Origin of the sequence: Pseudomonas violetae, assembly GCF_023072615.1 — a bacterium.
GTDB lineage: Bacteria > Pseudomonadota > Gammaproteobacteria > Pseudomonadales > Pseudomonadaceae > Aquipseudomonas > Aquipseudomonas violetae.
Genome location: NZ_JAKNRW010000013.1, coordinates 1 through 17429, shown reverse-complemented (window position 1 = coordinate 17429; position 17429 = coordinate 1). Strand labels below are relative to the sequence as shown.

The following is a 17429-nucleotide window of genomic DNA, read 5'->3' as shown; positions in this document are numbered from 1 at the left end:
TATAGAGGAAGGACTCGTGGAACACTCGCTCTTAGTTTGGTTGTTGCCGACTCTTGCCCTGGTTGTGGGTGTCGCCATTGGTTTCCTGATCGCTCGCCTGGTGCCGAATGCCGCGCCTAACAGCACGCAACGTCAGCTGGACGATATTCAGGAACGTTTTGACAGTTATCAGAACGAGGTGGTCACCCACTTCAACAGCACGGCGACCCTGGTCAAGAAAATGACCCAGAGCTACCAGGAAGTGCAGGATCATCTCGCTGATGGGGCAAACCGCCTTGCCCTGGACGAGCAGACTCGCCAACGCTTGCTGGCTGCATTGCATGCCGACGCCGCCCAGCCGCCTCGTGAGCGCCTGACGCCGCCGCGCAACCAGGAGCCGCCTCGCGATTACGCGCCAAAAGCGCCAAACGCGCCGGGCATGCTCGATGAGCATTACGGCCTGAAGAAGTAAGCAGGTTTTGCGCGACATGAAAAAGCCCCCGGATGAGTGATTGTCCGGGGGCTTTTTTGTTTTTGATTGGGGTCTGCGTCGCCTGTGCTGGCCTCTTCGCGGGCAAGCACGAACACCCAAAAAACCCGCCCGATCAGCAGAAGATCGGGCGGGCTTTTTTCACATCAGGGGTTCAGCCAAACGCTTATGGATACTGCTGAACATTACCCTGCTGCTGCCCACCATACTGCTGGCCCGGAATCGCTTTCAGGTTGACCTCAACCCGACGATTCTGCGCCCGACCATTAACGTCACCGTTGCTGGCAACCGGGTTATCCGGACCGGCACCACGAGCCGAAAGGTTGGCACCGCTGACCCCCTGAGACGTCAGGTAGGTCGCCACGCTCTGGGCGCGACGTTGGGACAGGTCCATGTTGTGTTGGCGGCTGCCGGTGCTGTCGGTGTAACCGACGATTTCGATCTGGTTCTGGTTGAACTCCTTCAACGAACCCGCCAGGTTATTCAATGGCTGATAGAAGCTCGGCGCAATATTCGCCGAATCGGTCGCGAACGTGATGTTGCCCGGCATGATCAGCTTGATCTGATCACCCTGGCGCTGCACTTCCACACCGGTATTGGCCATGCTGGCGCGCAGCTTTTTCTCCTGCTGGTCAGCGTAGTAACCGTAACCGGCTGCGGACGCACCTACCACGGCGGCGCCAATCAGCGCGCCTTTGCCACGATTGTTGTGGTCAATGGCGGCACCCGCCAGCGCACCGGCCAGAGCCCCGAGGCCGCCGTACTTGGCGGTTTTGCTCATGCCCTGGGAACCGCTATCGGCCTGACCCTGGTTGTCATACGGGTTAGGCGAGGCGCAGCCAGACAGCACGGCGATGGCAGTAGCGGCAATAATCAGACGAGGCGTGGTGAACATGAAGAGCTCCTACTTTTTTGCATTCTGTGGTGCAACGGACTTAAGCATTGAACCTTTGCCGGCTTTTGATCATTTTGCGCGGTAAAAATTCCGTCGGGTAGACATTAGGCACGCACGAACGGGTTCTCGCGCATTTCGTCACCCAGGCGCGTGTCCGGACCATGCCCGGTGACCACCGTCGCCTCTTCATCAAGGGTATACAAGCGCTGCTTGATCGACCGCACAATAGTAGCCTGATCCCCACCCCATAAATCCGTGCGCCCTACCCCACGACGAAACAGTGTGTCACCGGCGATGAGCAGCTTAGCGTCTGCAAACCAGAAACTCATAGAGCCGGGAGTGTGACCGGGTGTGTGCAGTGCCACGCCACAGCCGCAGGCCAGTTCTTCATCGTCGACCAACCAGCGATCTGGCGGGGGTACCGGCGTGTAAGGCACGCCGAACATCTGGCACTGCATCTCCAGGTTGTCCCACAGGAACTGGTCCTCCTTGTGCAGATGCAGGGTCGCCCCGGTTATCTCTTTCATCTGGCCGGAAGCCAGGAAATGGTCCAGGTGCGCATGGGTGTGGATGATGCTCACCACCTTGAGCCCCAGCGCATCGAGACGCGCCATGATCAGCTCAGGGTTACCACCCGGATCGACGACGATGGCCTTTTTCGTGATCGGATCGCCGATGATCGTGCAGTTGCACTGCAAAGGACCGACGGGGAAGGTTTCGCGGATAAGCGCGGGGCTGGCAGCGACCATGGTGGCTCCTGGGAAGAATGGATGGCCTATTCTGGCACAGGCTGGCGGGCCCGACAGCGTCACCCCAACACACCCAACTCCTTCGCCCGCGCCACCGCCTGAGTCCTGCGCTCCACTCCCAGCTTGCTGTTGATATGGCTGGCATGGGTCTTCACCGTATGCAGCGAAATAAACAGCTGATCACTGATCTCCTGATTTGAACAGCCTTGGGCAATGAGCTTCAGAACAGCCAGTTCACGGGCACTCAGTTGCTCGCAGGCGTGGGATGGTTCCGACGCAATGCGCGGGGCTATAGCGGGCAGGTGCTCCGCGAGGGTGGAGGACACTGCGGTCCTGGCATTGAGCTGAAGCTGCTCACGCAACCAGGCCGGGTGTTTGCTCAGCAAGCCGTCGAAAGGTTGCACCACACCGCCGCTCGCCGCATCAAGGGCCTGGGTGAGGGCTTGGCGGGCTTCTGGTTCGCGGTTGCTGACCAGCAGCAGCGCGGTCTTCTGCGTCAGCACCATCACACTGAGCATCTGCCGCCCGGTTTGCTGGCCGTTTTGCAGCAACGCGTTCAGGCGCCCCTCCGCCAGCATCGGCTGACCCTGGATGACTTCCAGCAAGGCCTGCTGCAGTTCGATATGCAAGGGCAGTTGCGGATGAAACTCCGGTGGTGCGGCGGGGTGCTCGCCGTTGTAGGTCTGGCTCAGGCGCGCCAGCCAGGCTTCGGCAAGATCGGTGCGGCCCTGGGCCAGCCATAGCTCGCATTTGACCAGGGTAATCATCGCCAGGTAATAAATCGGCGGCACGTCCCAGATATGCATCAGGCGCTCGGCTTCGGCGAGTTCGGCGAAGGCCTTGGCGAATTCGCCGCTGCTGCCTTCGAGCCTGGCGATCACGCAATGGCCGATCAACACGCTGATATCGCGGCAGGCCCGTGCTTCGTTCAGGCCTGCCTGCAGCCGGCTGCGCGCAGCCTGTGGCTGCAGGCGCATGGCCAACAGGAATCCTTCGTATAACGTCAGGCGTGCTCGGACTGCGTAGAGTCGTTGCGGCGACAACCCTTGGAGGCGCTGCAAGCCCTGGCGTACTTCATCCAAAGCCCGCAGGATTTCTCCACGCGCCTGGAGCACCCGCGCACGATCGTAATGCGCCAGCGCCTCGAACAATGGATTACCTACTCGCTGAGCCAGTTCCAGGGAGTCGCGGTTCAACCCTCGAGCGTGCCACAGGTCGCCATCGGCGATCGCCAGGTTGGACAGGGTCGACAGGCACATCAGGCGCTGGCCATAGCGTTTGGACGGCAGGCTCTCCAGGGCTTCGGTGCAATACAGCAGGGTCAGTTCACGGTTGCCGCGCCCGCGGGCGATGATCCCGCTCAAGGCCAGCCACTGCGCCAGCATGGACTTCTGCGCAGTGGCCGAGGGGGCCGGCAGGAAGCGGCTCAAATGGCTGGCCAGTTCTTCGGCGGCGTCCAGTTGGCAGGCCAGCCCCAAGGCCCAGCTGTACAGCACGATCAAGCGCGGTGTGCTGATCAGCAGGCTGTCGGGCAAGTCCATTTTCCAGCGCAGCAACATGCCGACGTTCTGCTCAGCCAGCAGCTGCTCTTCGGAGAGGTTCTGCACCAGGCTCGCCGCGACGTCCAGGTGACCGGCGCGCAGCGCCTGTTCCACTGCTTCGTCGAGCAACCCCTGGGCGTTGAACCAGCGACACGCGCGCAAGTGCAGGCTCGCCGCCGGCACGATGGCCTGGGCGGTCGGGCGGGTGCGCAACAGATCGGAAAACAGATGGTGATAACGGTACCAGTGGCCCTGCTCATCCAGCGGCACCAGGAACACCTGGTGAGCCAGGAGGAATCGCAGGATCTCCGCGCTGTCATGAGCCTCGCGAACCGCGTCGCACAGCTCGCTGCAGAAACGCTCCTGGGGGGCGGTGTCGTACAGGAATGCCTGCACCTCGACGGGCAGGCAATCGATGACCTCTTCAAGCAGGTAATCGCGGATCAGCCCCTCCCCACCATGCAGGGACTGGGGCAACGCACCTTCGCCACCCACTTCGGAGGCGGCTAGCAGCCAGAAACGCAGGCCAGCCACCCAGCCTTCGCTGCGCTCGATGAGATTTTCCAGGGCTTCGCCGCGCAACGAGGTGCTGTGACGATCGAGCAGGGTCACGGCTTCATCGTGAGTCAGACGCAAGTCCTGCTCATGCAGTTCGAGCAGTTGCCGTGACAGGCGCAGGCGCGCCAGATGCCAGTCCGGACGTTGGCGACTGGTGACCATTACCAGCAGGCCGTCAGGCAGATGATTGAGGAAAAATTGCAGGCAACGGTCGAGCACCGGGCCCTGGGCCAAGTGGTAGTCGTCGAGCACCAGCAACAGTGGAGCCGTTGGCAGCAAGTGCACCGCCAGCTCATCAAGCAAGCCATCCAGCCACTCTTCGAACGCAAAGGGCTGATGGCGCTGGCGCATTTTCAGCAGGCCAAGGGACTGGTTGCCAAGCCTGGGATAAAAATCCTGGAGGCCTTCGAGTAACCGCTCGAGAAACCGCCCCGGGTCGCTGTCACGTGGACTCAGGCCCAGCCACAGACTTTGCCAGTGCGCTGGCAAGCCCTGGCAGAACTCCACAGCCAGGGAGCTTTTGCCAAACCCTGCCGGGGCGCTGACCAGCAGCAGCCTGCCGCCCAGCCCGGCACTCAGGCGCTCGCACAGACGCGGCCGCAGCACATGGCCATCAGGCAGCGGCGGGCGAAAAAAACGTCCGTCTAATGCCGCGACGGCAACGCTTGCAGGGCCCGGGATGGGGGACAGATCAGTCATGGCCGGCTCTTGTTTGATGGCGGGTGGCGGCGTTGCAGATGTCCGCAGACTAGCGGTAAACGAAGAGGTAATGAAGGTTGTTGCTACAAATGGCTACAAAAAGGCCACGAAACGCCAGGCAAAAAAAACGCCCCGAACCAGTCGGGGCGTTTTCAGAGGATGCGGCCTCTGCTCAGTGCAGCTTAGCGAACACCTTCCTGACGCAATGCAGCAGGGGTGAAGTCGCTGGTGGTGGCAGTGAAACCGAAGTCATACGCCGACTTCTCTTCGTTCTTCATGCCCAGCGCCAGGTAACGACCCGATTGCAGGTCATACAGGGTTTCCAGGGCGTACCACGGTACTTGCTTGTCGTAGTAGTTCTCGGCATGGGCTTCTGCAACGCGCCACAGTTGGTTGCGACCGTCGTAGTGGTCAATCACCGCCGCCTGCCAGGTGTCTTCGTCGATGTAGAAGTCACGCTTGGCATAGATATGGCGCTGGCCTTCCTTCAGGGTTGCAACCACATGCCACACACGGCGCAGCTCGTAGCGAGCCAGGTCCTGGTTGATGTGGCCGGCCTTGATGATGTCAGTATACTTGAGCTTCGGATCGTCGAGTTTGTAGCTGTCGGAGGCGATGTACATCTCCTTCTTGCCTTCGAGTTTCCAGTCGTAACGATCCGGCGCACCGTTGTACATGTCCAGGTTGTCGGAGGTACGCAGGCCATCGGCGGCAGTACCCGGCCCGTCATAAGACACTTGCGGGGCGCGACGCACTCGGCGCTGACCGGCGTTGTAGACCCACGCCGAACGCGGCTCCTTCACTTGGTCGAGGGTTTCGTGAACCAGCAGCACGCCACCGGCCAGACGTGCCGGCGCGGTCACTTTCTGCTTGAAGTAGAACAGGATATTTCCCGGGTTCGCCGGATCGTAATCCTTCATCTTGTCGCGGAACACGAACTGGTCCTGGAAGTACACCAGACTGAACGAGCCGTTCGGCTGTGGCGTGGCCTGGGTGACCAGGCGAGTCACGCTGCCACCGCGATAACGGGTGATGTGATTCCAGATGACTTCAACGCCGGTTTTCGGGATGGGGAACGGGACGGCAGTCTCGAAGTTTTCCAGGCCGTTACCGCCGGACACCAGTTTGGTGTTGACGGCGTTTTTCTTGATGGAGGCGAACACTTCATCCGGCACGGTGGCGCCGCGATGGGACGGGTATACCGGCATCTTGAAGCTTTCCGGATAACGCTTGAACATCGCGTACTGGCCCGGAGCAAGTTTCTCTTTGTACTGATCAACGTTCTGCGCGGTGATGGTGAACAGCGGCTTTTCACTGCCGTACGGGTCGGAGAGGAATCCCTTGCTGTCGACAGTGCCAGCATTTTTGGCCATGGGTTTCCAGGCCGGGATCGAACCGTCGGCGTTACCCGCCATCTCGGCGCCCATCGGCGTCAGGCTCTTGCCCAACTTGTCCGCTTCGGCAGCGGGAACCGCCGCCATCACGCTGGTCGCCAGCAGCGAAAGTCCCAGAACACCGGCTTGGAACAGACTCTTTGTTATTTTCATATGTGTGTTCATCCTGAAAATACTGTGCTTAGAAGTTCACGCCGACGCTGAGCGCAACAAAGTCGCGGTCGTCCACAGTGGTGTACTTACCGTCGAAGAAGTTGGTGTAGGCCAGGCTCGCGGTGTAGGTGTTCTGGTACTCGGCATCGACACCCAGGCTGACCGCTTTGCGACCTTCCTCGAAGTTGCCGCCAGGGCCTGGCGAGTAGCCGCTGACGTCATGGGACCATGCCACGTTCGGCTTGAGGTTGACCCCGGCGAATACATCGTTGTATTCCCAAATTGCACGACCGCGGTAGCCCCACGAAGTCGCCGTGGTGAAGCCTTCGTTGGTGCAATTGCGGCTTCGGTTGTTGGCCGCAGTACCCGGCCCCGCACCATTTATGGTGCTGGTATTGAGCGTCGTGCAGGTATCCGCGGCGCCTGAGGCTGGCAACTCACCTGGACCGTAGACCGGATCTCGGCCGTAACGGACGTCGGAGGTGCTTTCCAGGCCGCCAACATGTGTCACGCCCACTTCACCAACCAGCGTCAGACGGCTCGCGCCCATGACTTGATCGAAGAAGTGCGTAAGGGTGGTCTGAAACTGGGTAACCTCTTTACGACGATAGCCGTGAAGGTCGCTACCCGCCCCAGCGGAAAGTAACGAAGCATTGGTCAATGGATTATTCGGATTGCCGCCGCCCAAAGGACGAATACCAGCAAACAGAATGTCGGTGGAGTTGAGCTGCACCGGCGCGTTCGGACGATAGCTGATCTCACCGCTCCACGCCGTACCGGTAGGCAGGGTGGTAGAGAAGCTCAAGCCGTAGAGACGAATGTCTTCCGGGTATTCGATGAAGTACTGCGAGTTGCCCGCTACCAGTAAAGGGGCCAGTGCCGCGAACGGACCTGGCAGGCCCGCAGCAGTGTTGTACACCGACTGCGGCGCACCCGTGGCGCTGAAGATCGGCGCACGGCTGTGGTAGTTCATGAAGTACGCACCGAATTCGGTATCCAGCGGATCGAACATGTACTTGAGGGACGCGCCCCACTGGCCGCTGTCCCGCGCATCGCGATCGGGTCCGCGACGCACCAGTACACCTTCCTCGTTGACGTCGACGCCAGCGCCGGCCAATGGACCGAGGGCAATGGCTGGAATCTGCGAACGCTTGTTCAGCACGCGCAGGTTGTTGTCACAGCCATCGGCGACGATATCCGGCTGAGAGAAGAAGGTGCCGCAGTTGTCGACAACGGTCTGGTCCCATTCCAGCTGGTAAAACGCTTCGGCCGAGAGGTTTTCGGTGAGGCTCTGCGAGACATAGAACATGTTGACCGGGATCAAGCCTTCCTTGATCTCGGCGCCAGGACGACGGAATGCGGAAACGTCAATCGGGTTGATCGAGTTGATGCCACCACCGATAAACGTACTTTCACCCCAGCTCACTACCTGCTTGCCTAGACGCACGGAGCCCGGTTGATCGGCAATGGAGTAGTTGTGGTAGACGAAGGCGTCGAGGATCTGGCCGCCGGAGGACTTGGAGCCTTCCTTGCGGTTGTCGTTGCTGACGTTCTTGAATTCGAGGTCTTCGTTTTGCAGCGCGAAGTCGTACCAGTATTTGCCCCGCACGAACACACCGGTATCACCGTATTTCAGTTCAAGGTCATGGATGCCCTTGAAGATCTTCGAGAAGGCCTGGCCGCTCTTGAAGTTCAAGTGGCCGTCATCGGATGTCTGGGACAGCCCGTGGCCGCCGTTGTTGACCCCGATCAGGTTCTTGTTCGGCGACTGGGTGGAGACGCTCATGCCCAGGGAGAGAGAAGAGTCGAACTGACCTTCGATTTCACCAATGTTAAAACTGACGCCGAATGCGGGCCCGGCGAGCGTAGAAGCAAGACTGACCGCCAGCGGCAATTTAGCCCGGCGCCAGAACTGGTTTACTGATGTCATCGACGCTACTCCATGTGCATTATTGTTATGGCAGTGAGTACTTTCAAAAACGTTGTGGATGACCGGCACCCAAGTGGTCCCGAAGTCGCTCCAGTTTTGCATCGCCCCATTTGTGCGCTTGCTCCGTTCTTAAAAATCCTTGAGCGGACTATAGCCAGCAGGTAGTACAGCTTGATCCCTCTAAAGTGTGATTTGCAGCTGCCAGCCACTCTGGAACAGTCCTTTCGCCAGTCCGACAACTGTCGGCACGGGAAGAATGGCTGAAAATTCAGATTTCACAAGCCAAGCGCTTGCTTGGTGGGGCTGGCGTGCCTTTTCGGGCACGCCAGAAACGCTTAAAGCGTCGAGAGGAAGGTGCTGTTGTTGGCCTGCCATTCGGTGATGTCGATGCGGATTTTTTTCTTGTCGAGTTTGCCGACGCTGGTCTTGGGAATTTCAGTAACAAGGGCAATCTGGCTCGGGATGGCCCACTTGCTCAAGTGCCCCAGTTCCACGAACGGCTTGAGGTGCTCCTTGAGTTCCTTGGCCCCGATAACGTGGCCTTCGCGGATCACCAGCAAGGCAAACGGACGCTCGCCCCACTGCGGGTCGGCGATGCCCACCACTGCTACTTCGCGTACCGCTGCATGACGGCTGATCAGGTCTTCGAGGTCCAGGGAGGAAATCCACTCGCCGCCGGTCTTGATCACGTCCTTGATGCGATCGCGAATATCGATCACGCCCATGGTGTCCAGGGTCGCGACGTCACCGGTGTGCAGCCAGCCGCCCGCCCATAGCTCGGCGCCCTTCTGCGGTTCATTGAAATAGCCTTCGGTGAGCCATGGCGCGCGCAGTACCAGTTCGCCTTGGGTCTCGCCATCGGCCGGCAGGAAATTGCCCTCGGAGTCGACGATCGCCGCCTCCACCAGCGGGCCCGGCACACCAGCTTTGATGCGGTAAGTGGTGCGTTCGTCTTCGGTGCCGGCCATCAGCTCGTCGTTAAGGTGCGCGCATGACACCAGCGGCCCGGTTTCCGACATGCCGTAGGCAGCGGTCAACTGAATACCCTTGGCCTTGGCTGCCTCATACAGCGCCCGGTTCAAGGCACTGCCGCCGATGACGATCTTCCACCCTCCAAAATCGGTATTCTGTGCCGCCTTGGAATTGAGGACCATCTGCAGGATGGTCGGTACGCAGTGGGAAAAGGTGACCTTCTCCTTACGCCACAACTCCACTAGAAATTCCGGGTCGTAACGGCCGGGATAAACCTGCTTGAGCCCGAGCATGGTCGCCACATACGGCAATCCCCAGGCGTGCACGTGGAACATCGGGGTGATCGGCATGTACACATCATTGGTGCCCAACAGGCGCACGCTGTCGATGGCGCCCATGATGGTCGACACGCCCATGGTGTGCAGCACCAGTTGCCGATGGGTGAAGTACACGCCCTTGGGATTGCCGGTGGTACCGGTGGTGTAGAAGGTGGTGGCGACCGAGTTCTCGTCGAAATCCGCGAAATCGTATTGCGCGCTCGCCGCCGCCAGCAGTTGCTCGTATTCCCCCACGAGATTGGGCAAGTCAGCGGTTTTTTCCGGCAGGTCGGTCAGCAGCAGGGTTTTCTCGACCGTGGTCAGCTGCCCGGCGATCGCGTTGTAGAGGCCCACGAACTCGCTATTGACCAGCACGAAGCGGTCCTCAGCGTGGTTCATGGTGTAGAGGATCTGTTCCGGGGACAGGCGTACGTTGATGGTGTGGATCACCGCGCCGATCATCGGGATGGCGAACATGCACTCCAGATAGCGATGGCTGTCCCAGTCCATCACCGCCACGGTATCCCCGGGTTTGACGCCGGCAGCTGTCAGTACGTTGGCGAGTTGCGCCACGCGCTTGATCAGGGTTGGGTAGCTGTAGCGCAATTGATCGCGATAGACGATCTCGCGGGTTTTCTCGTACCGGGCACCCGACATCAGCAAGCGTTTTATCAGCAGCGGGTATTGGTAAGCGCCTTCGGCTGGGGGGATAACGCGAGTCTGCAACATAAGAATCCCTTTTCCTGACTGCACGGTCGTGGCTGAAAAACAGCACTTTAATGCGCCGGCCCAGGCATCAAATCAGCCAAAGGAATGATTTCATCAACGGGGCAAATGATAGCTTTACGCCACATCCCGCGGTCCCCGGCGGCCACGCTCATTACCTGTGCACGTCAAGTTGTAATGGATGCCCGCACGGGTTTCGTGCGAGCCTATGCACTTTTACTGACACAATGACAACGATGAACACTGAAGTGACCGCCCCTCTGGATTGCTCCAGTAAAAAAGCGCCCCTGGTTTCCATCGTGGCGCCTTGTTACAACGCGGAAAAATACCTGGAAGAGGCGATCAAAAGCATCTTTGCCCAGGATTACCCGAATTTCGAAGTCATCATTGTCGACGATGGTTCCAGCGACAACAGCGTCGCGCTGCTCAGGCAATTGCAGCAAACCCATGACTTCCAGCTGTACACCCAAGCGAACCAAGGCGTCAGCGCAGCACTCAACCACGGCTTGCGTTATGCCAAGGGCGACTACGTTTCGACGCCAGACCTGGATGACATCATGCTGCCGCAGTCCTTGCGCATCCGGGTGGATTACCTGGACCAGCACCCAAAAGTAGGCTGTGTAGGGGCGCTGATCATCTACATGGACAGCGACGGAAATACCATCAAGCAGCAGCAACGCGACGAGATCCGCACATACGATTTCGACAAGATTCTCAGCGGTGCCGTGGTGATCGGCGCCCCGGTCGCGCTGTACCGCATGAGCGCCATGCGCAATGCCGGTTTTTATGCGCAGAGCCTGCGGGTCCAGGATTTCCAGATGACCCTGCGCATCGCCCGCCTTGGTTACGAGGTGCATGAGCTCCCCGTGTGCGTGACCCGCTATCGTCGTCATCCCAACAACCTGTCGAGAAAGTACAAGGTGCTGCTCCAGGCGGACCTTGAAGCCATTGCGCCGTACCTGAGCCATCCCGCGTATCAGAGCGCTCGCACCCAACTGGTGAACAAGGCCCTCAAGTACGCGGTAGTCGAAGATAAGAAAGAGGCCTGGGAACTGCTGCGCTCCATTCCCTGGCGTCACTTGAATCGAACCAGCTTCCGCCGTTTGAAACGCCTGATGCTGCATCGCTGAGCGCGCCCTCCCCGTTTCTCCAGGCCTGTCCATGAAATTTCTCGAAAAACTCAAACAACGAAAAATCCGAAAACACCTCAAGCGCCTGGAAAAACTGCAACGGGCGCCAGAAAAAATTCGCCTGCGCTACCCCCGCTATGAAGTCGGTGTGGGGACTTACGGCATTCCCGAGGTCATGGAGTTCGGTGACGATACGATCCTGAAGGTCGGCTCCTACACCTCGATAGCCGAAGGCGTGCAGATTTTGCTCGGTGGCGGGCATCGTACCGACTGGGTCAGCACCTACCCGTTCCCGCTGATGATCGACGAAGCCCGTGACATTCCTGGATGCAGTCCGACCAAGGGTGATGTGGTGATCGGCAGCGATTGCTGGATCTGCGCCAATGTGCTGATCCTGTCCGGCGTCACCATCGGTCACGGCGCGGTCGTCGCGGCCGGGGCCGTGGTGACCCGCGATGTCGAACCTTACGCGATCGTTGGCGGCAATCCCAGCCGCCACATTCGCTGGCGCTTCGAGGAAGATGTACGCCAGGAACTGTTGGCGTCTGCCTGGTGGGACTGGCCGATGGAAGAGGTCAAGACTGCGTCGCGCATTCTGTGCAGCAGTGATATGGAAGGTTTTCTGAATTACGTCCGCCAGCGCCAGGCAACTCAACCGGGTAGGAGCTAACCAGCTCGCGATGGTCGTGAACGATAACGCGGGAAAACTGATACCCGGCGGCGCTCTCTAGTCCATCGCGAGCAAGCTCGCTCCTACGAGGGGGTGCGTCGGAAGACGCCTTCGTTCAGCCACTCAATGCATTTCGGTAAACGCCAGTTTCACCCCGATGGCAATCAGCACCGCGCCCATGGTCCGATCGAACCAGTGACCCATGCGCGCAAATCCGGCGCGGACTCGCTGCTGGCTGAACAGCATCGCCACCAGACAGAACCAGATCGCAGTTGCCACCGCCAGATAGATTCCGTAGCCGGCCTGCACCGACAAAGGCGTGTGCGGGTTGATTACCACGGTGAACAGCGAAAGGAAGAATAGCGTGGCCTTCGGGTTCAGGCCATTGGTCACGAAGCCCGAAGTAAAGGCACCACGGGCGGTACGCTCACCGGCCTCCTTGTGCAGGCCGTCGGCCATCGGCTTGGCCGGTTGCGCCCGCAGCGCCTTGAACCCGATGTACAGCAGATAAGCGGCAGCAGCCCATTTCAAGGCGTTGAACAGCACGATCGATTGCGACACGATCAGCCCGATGCCCAGCAGCGAATAACCTACGTGCAGGAATATCGCCGAGCCGACCCCCAGCGCGGTCCAGGTGCCGGCGCGACGACCGTGGGTCACGCTTTCACGCACCACCACCGCAAAGTCCGGGCCGGGGCTGGCCACGGCAAGCAGGTGGATGAGGGCAACGGTCAAGAACTCTGTCCAATACATGCGGAAATCCTTAGTGGCAGGTCTGGCGAAATCTTGGAGGTGGATACCAGCCCAGCGATGAGTAACTGATTGTTTCATCTGTTAGGCTCGGCAGATTACGCCTTCAGATCAATGCACAAAAGGTACAGTTGATGACGAACACTCACCGCGCAGTTTTCCTCGACCACCCCTCCCTGGACCTGGGTGACCTCGACCTGACACCGTTGCGCGAGTGTTTCAGCGACTTGCAACTGTTCACCCAAACGACGCCCGACCAGGTGATCGAACGCCTCAGGGGCGCCACCGTCGCCATCAGTAACAAAATCCTGATTGATGCTGCGGCAATCGCCGCGAGCCCCGAGCTGAAGCTGATCCTGATTACCGCGACCGGCACCAACAATGTCGATATGGCCGCCGCTCGCGCCCATGGCATCACCGTATGCAACTGCCAGGGATACGGCACGCCCTCGGTGGCGCAACACACCATTATGTTGCTGCTGAACCTGGCGACGCGCCTGGCCGACTACCAGAAAGCCGTGGGCGAAGGGCGCTGGCAGCAGGCCAAACAGTTCTGCCTGCTGGACTATCCGATTGTCGAGCTAGAAGGCAAAACCCTTGGCTTGCTAGGACACGGCGAACTGGGTGGCGCCGTCGCCCGACTGGCGCAAGCATTCGGCATGCGCGTGCTGCTGGGCCAGATACCGGGCCGCCCTGCCAGGCCGGATCGCCTGCCGCTGGTTGAGTTGCTGCCGCAGATCGATGCCCTGACGCTGCACTGCCCACTAAACGAACACACCCGCCATTTCATAGGAGCCGCGGAGCTGGCTTCGATGAAACCCGGCGCTTTTGTGGTGAACACCGCACGTGGCGGCCTGATTGACGAGCAGGCGCTGGCCGACGCCCTGCGCAACGGCCATCTCGGTGGTGCGGCCACCGACGTGCTGAGCGTCGAGCCACCGACCGCGGGCAATCCATTACTGGCCAACGACATTCCTCGGTTGATTGTCACCCCGCACAATGCCTGGGGCAGTCGCGAGGCGCGCCAGCGGATCGTCGGGCAATTGACCGAAAACGCGCAGGGATACTTCAGCGGTAAAGCGCTGCGGGTCGTCAGTTGATAGACTGCGGCACTTTTTTCCAGGGAGCAGATTATGGATCCGCGCAGTGAAGTACTGCTTCGTCAGGCCGAGTTATTCCAGGGTTCGGTGTTGCTCGCCGGGTTACCTGCCGATGATCTGCTGGGACGCCTGCCCGATGCCCACGGCTGGTGCTGGCACGCTGGCGATCAAGCAGCCCTCGACGCCCGCCTCGCCGGGCGCAGCCACTTTGGCGTAACCGCGCCCGAGCGCGAGTTCGATGCAGCAGTGGTGTTTCTGCCGAAGTCGAAGGACCTCACCGACTACATCCTCAACGCCCTGGCCTCGCGCCTGGCCGGTCGCGAGCTGTTCCTGGTCGGCGAGAAGCGCAGCGGCATCGAAGGCGCGGCCAAGCAGCTCAACCCGTTTGGCAAACCGCGCAAGCTCGACAGCGCCCGCCACTGCCAGCTGTGGCAGGTCACCGTGACCACCACGCCCGCCGCCAAACCTTTGGAAAGCCTGGCTCAGACCTATGAGTTGGACCTGTCTGAAGGGCCGCTGACCGTTATCAGCCTACCCGGCGTATTTAGCCACGGCCGCCTGGATCGCGGCAGCGCCCTGCTGCTTGAACATCTCGACAAACTACCTAGTGGCCATCTGCTGGACTTTGGTTGCGGTGCCGGTGTGCTGGGGGCGGCGGTCAAGCGCCGGTATCCGCACAATCAGGTGACTTTGCTCGACGTGGACGCATTCGCAGCAGCCAGCAGTCGCCTGACGCTGGCTGCGAACGGCCTTGAAGCAGAGGTGATAACCGGTGACGGCATTGATGCGGCACCTATGGGCTTGAGTGCGATTCTGAGCAATCCGCCGTTCCATGTCGGCGTACATACCGACTACTTCGCCACCGAGAACTTGCTGCGAAAAGCGGCCAAACATCTGAAAAATGGTGGAGAACTGCGCCTTGTCGCTAACAGCTTCCTGAAGTACCAGCCTTTGATCGAAGAACACCTTGGCGTGTGTGCAATCAAGGCCGAAGGACAGGGCTTCAGAATCTATCGTGCCAAGCGCGGCTGAAACCTTTTCTGCAAAAAGAGACTTGCTCATTCGGATTTGCCTAGGCAGAATCCGCTCCGTCCTAGGGGAGTAGTCTCCCACGAGCGCCATGCTCGTCCGGCATACGTCAACATACTTGGTCCTCAAACCATGGCGTATGCGACCTCAAGGTCCGCTCAGACGGACCTCAGGGTTTGACAAGACCTATGACACGAACACCTTACCCGGGGCGGGAAGGCTGTACGTGTCATAGCCGTGTCGACCCGCCCCTTAGGAAAATCCCTGATGCTGGACTCTCTACTCGTTCCAACTGCAATAGTTGCCTTGGCCGAAATCGGCGACAAGACGCAACTGCTCGCACTCATTCTCGCAGCGCGTTTCCGCAAGCCCTGGCCGATCATCGCCGGCATCATCGCCGCGACCCTGGCCAACCATGCGGCTGCCGGCGCAGTAGGCGCCTGGGTAGGAAGTTTCTTTTCGGATGCAATGCTGCACTGGATCCTGGCCGCGAGCTTCGCCGCGACGGCGCTGTGGACCCTGGTGCCGGACAAGATGGATGACGACGAAGCCAGCACCGCGCGCAAATTCGGGCCGTTCCTGACCACGTTGATCGCGTTCTTCCTCGCCGAAATCGGCGACAAGACCCAGATCGCCACAGTGATACTCGCAGCGCAGTATCCGGAATTGTGGCTGGTGATCATTGGCACCACCCTGGGCATGTTGATTGCCAACGTGCCGGTGGTATTGGCTGGTAACTTTGCTGCGGAAAAACTGCCACTGACCCTGATTCGGCGCCTGGCGGCTTCAGCGTTTTTCATCCTGGCGATCGTTGCGGTGTACAAGGCGATGCAAAGCAGTGGGTGGGTTTAACGCGGTAGGTCTTTAGACCGCTTATCGTTCTTCGCGGGCAAGCCTCGCTCCCACAGGTTTTCGGTCGATTACATAATGTGTGTACGACACAAAACCTGTGTGAGCGAGGCTTGCCCGCGAAGGCGTCAGCGGCATCACCGCACGACCATCAGGACTTCTTGGCTTTCTCGTACAGCGGCATCACCTTGGGAATCGCTGCTTGCAGCGAAGCAATGCGGCTGGTCGAAGCCGGGTGAGTACTCATGAACTCCGGCGGCGAACCTTCCGACACCTTGCTCATCTTGTTCCACAGGGTGATCGCGGCATTCGGGTTGTAGCCGGCACGAGCTGCCAGCTCCAGGCCGATCAGGTCCGCTTCGTTTTCGTTGGAGCGACTGTTGGGCAGGGTCATGCCGTAGTTGGCCACGGTGTCCGCCAGCGCCAGGCTGTCCTGACCCAGGCCGAACAGCGCACCAGCGCCCTGCTTCGCCATCTCGATACCGTAGGCCTTGGACATTGCTTCACGCCCGTGCTCGCGCAAGGCGTGAGCGATTTCATGGCCAATGATCGCGGCGATTTCATCGTCGGTCAGCTTCAACGTGTCGATCAACCCGGTGTAGAAAATGATCTTGCCGCCAGGCCCGCAGTTGGCGTTGAGCTCGTCACTCTTAATCAGATTGACTTCCCACTTCCACTGCGCCGAATCCGGACGGAACACCGGCGCCTGAGCTATCAGCCGGCTGGCAATCGCCTGGACGCGCTTGGCATCATTGCTAGTCTTATCCAGGACGCCCTGGGTGGTCGCTTCACCGACAGTCTTCTGATAAGACTGGGCATACATCTGGTTGACCTCGTCGGTCGACAGCATGCTGAACATATACTGCTTGCGCTCAACGCCCACCGCGCCACCGCTGGTGGTATTGACCGACTGACACCCGGCGAGCAGCAGACCTGCGCTCAGTGCACACAAAACCAATGTCTTGTTCATCGAAAAGCTCCTGGAAAACATGCCGGTATCCTAGGCGCGGAATGATATCGGCGCCAGATACAACTCACATACAGACGTGCATTTGAGAAAAAGGTCCGAACCAGAGCAAAAATTTGCCATGGCAGCGCCTACCCCGGCGTCAAACACTCGGGCCCATTGAGCTTTGGATCATTGACCAGATTGGCCAGCACCCGCTCGCGCAATGCCGCAGGCTCGCTCGCCAGCAGCGCCTGCAGGGCGTGCAACGGGGTCTCGGGGTCGAGCCACGCCTGCTGCCCTGCGGCATCCAGTATCAATGGCCGACGTTGGCTGGCGGCCGGCTGCGTGATCACCGCCGTACTCAACCACACCTGCTCCTGCACCGGATACGCTTCCCAGATCGCCGCGAAAAACAGCGACGCGCCCTCACCCGGCGTCAGCCAGTAAGGACGCTTGCGCGCAGTGCCGCGCCATTCGTAGAAGCCGTTGGCCGGCAAAAGGCAACGGCGCCGGCGCAGGGCCTCGCGGAACATGGGTTGTTCGGCCACG

The 17429-nt window shown here is 59.9% G+C and carries 15 protein-coding genes and 1 riboswitch; of the genes, 6 read left to right on the top strand and 9 right to left on the bottom strand.

Features of this window, described 5'->3' with window-relative positions; all coding sequences use genetic code 11:
* Window positions 1-16: 16 nt before the first annotated feature.
* Window positions 17-451, top strand: coding sequence for a Z-ring associated ZapG family protein (locus tag L9059_RS16625; RefSeq protein ID WP_247292077.1), 435 nt, complete (start codon window positions 17-19; stop codon window positions 449-451).
* A gap of 184 nt (window positions 452-635) precedes the next feature.
* Here the strand turns inward: L9059_RS16625 and L9059_RS16620 are convergent, their stop codons facing one another.
* From L9059_RS16620 to L9059_RS16595, 6 genes are all read right to left on the bottom strand, one after another.
* Window positions 636-1364: a YiaD family glycine zipper/OmpA-like lipoprotein gene (locus L9059_RS16620; RefSeq protein ID WP_247292076.1), complete on the bottom strand. Its 729-nt coding sequence runs from the start codon at window positions 1362-1364 to the stop codon at window positions 636-638.
* Window positions 1365-1468: 104 nt separating this feature from the next.
* Window positions 1469-2113: an MBL fold metallo-hydrolase gene (locus L9059_RS16615; RefSeq protein ID WP_247292075.1), complete on the bottom strand. Its 645-nt coding sequence runs from the start codon at window positions 2111-2113 to the stop codon at window positions 1469-1471.
* Window positions 2114-2172: 59 nt separating this feature from the next.
* Entirely contained in the window at window positions 2173-4911 is a 2739-nt protein-coding gene (locus tag L9059_RS16610; protein ID WP_247292074.1) for a winged helix-turn-helix domain-containing protein, read from the bottom strand.
* Between the two features lie 182 nt (window positions 4912-5093).
* Complete coding sequence (locus L9059_RS16605; protein ID WP_247292073.1) at window positions 5094-6458, bottom strand: DUF1329 domain-containing protein; 1365 nt, start codon at window positions 6456-6458, stop codon at window positions 5094-5096.
* Window positions 6459-6486: 28 nt separating this feature from the next.
* Window positions 6487-8388 (bottom strand): DUF1302 domain-containing protein, encoded by a 1902-nt coding sequence (locus tag L9059_RS16600; RefSeq protein WP_247292072.1) that lies wholly within the window; start codon window positions 8386-8388, stop codon window positions 6487-6489.
* Window positions 8389-8723: 335 nt separating this feature from the next.
* Window positions 8724-10406 carry a fatty acid--CoA ligase gene (locus L9059_RS16595; RefSeq protein WP_247292071.1) on the bottom strand — a complete coding sequence of 561 codons (1683 nt, stop codon included), beginning with the start codon at window positions 10404-10406 and terminating at the stop codon, window positions 8724-8726.
* 233 nt (window positions 10407-10639) lie between these two features.
* Between L9059_RS16595 and L9059_RS16590 the strand changes: the two genes are divergently transcribed.
* The gene (locus L9059_RS16590) at window positions 10640-11533 is read left to right on the top strand and encodes a glycosyltransferase family 2 protein (RefSeq protein ID WP_247292070.1); all 894 of its coding nucleotides are present in this window, start codon (window positions 10640-10642) and stop codon (window positions 11531-11533) included.
* Between the two features lie 31 nt (window positions 11534-11564).
* Complete coding sequence (locus L9059_RS16585) at window positions 11565-12203, top strand: CatB-related O-acetyltransferase (RefSeq protein WP_247292069.1); 639 nt, start codon at window positions 11565-11567, stop codon at window positions 12201-12203.
* A 123-nt stretch (window positions 12204-12326) separates the two neighbouring features.
* On the opposite strand, the gene L9059_RS16580 is transcribed toward L9059_RS16585, so the two are convergent.
* Window positions 12327-12956: a LysE family translocator gene (locus tag L9059_RS16580; RefSeq protein ID WP_247292068.1), complete on the bottom strand. Its 630-nt coding sequence runs from the start codon at window positions 12954-12956 to the stop codon at window positions 12327-12329.
* Window positions 12957-13087: 131 nt separating this feature from the next.
* Between L9059_RS16580 and L9059_RS16575 the strand changes: the two genes are divergently transcribed.
* From L9059_RS16575 to L9059_RS16565, 3 genes are all read left to right on the top strand, one after another.
* A complete protein-coding gene (locus L9059_RS16575; protein WP_247292067.1) occupies window positions 13088-14053 on the top strand; it encodes a 2-hydroxyacid dehydrogenase in 966 nt (321 codons plus the stop codon).
* Window positions 14054-14086: 33 nt separating this feature from the next.
* Entirely contained in the window at window positions 14087-15085 is a 999-nt protein-coding gene (locus L9059_RS16570) for a methyltransferase (RefSeq protein ID WP_247292066.1), read from the top strand.
* 51 nt (window positions 15086-15136) lie between these two features.
* A riboswitch (yybP-ykoY riboswitch) is annotated at window positions 15137-15259 on the top strand.
* Window positions 15260-15349: 90 nt separating this feature from the next.
* Window positions 15350-15934, top strand: a complete 585-nt coding sequence (locus tag L9059_RS16565) for a TMEM165/GDT1 family protein (protein WP_247292065.1) — start codon at window positions 15350-15352, stop codon at window positions 15932-15934.
* Window positions 15935-16082: 148 nt separating this feature from the next.
* Here the strand turns inward: L9059_RS16565 and L9059_RS16560 are convergent, their stop codons facing one another.
* Both L9059_RS16560 and L9059_RS16555 read right to left on the bottom strand, forming a co-directional pair.
* The gene (locus L9059_RS16560; RefSeq protein ID WP_247292064.1) at window positions 16083-16901 is read right to left on the bottom strand and encodes a M48 family metallopeptidase; all 819 of its coding nucleotides are present in this window, start codon (window positions 16899-16901) and stop codon (window positions 16083-16085) included.
* A 128-nt stretch (window positions 16902-17029) separates the two neighbouring features.
* Window positions 17030-17429, bottom strand: a 400-nt coding sequence (locus L9059_RS16555) for an SOS response-associated peptidase (protein WP_247292063.1), incomplete at its 5' end; no start/stop codon positions are given.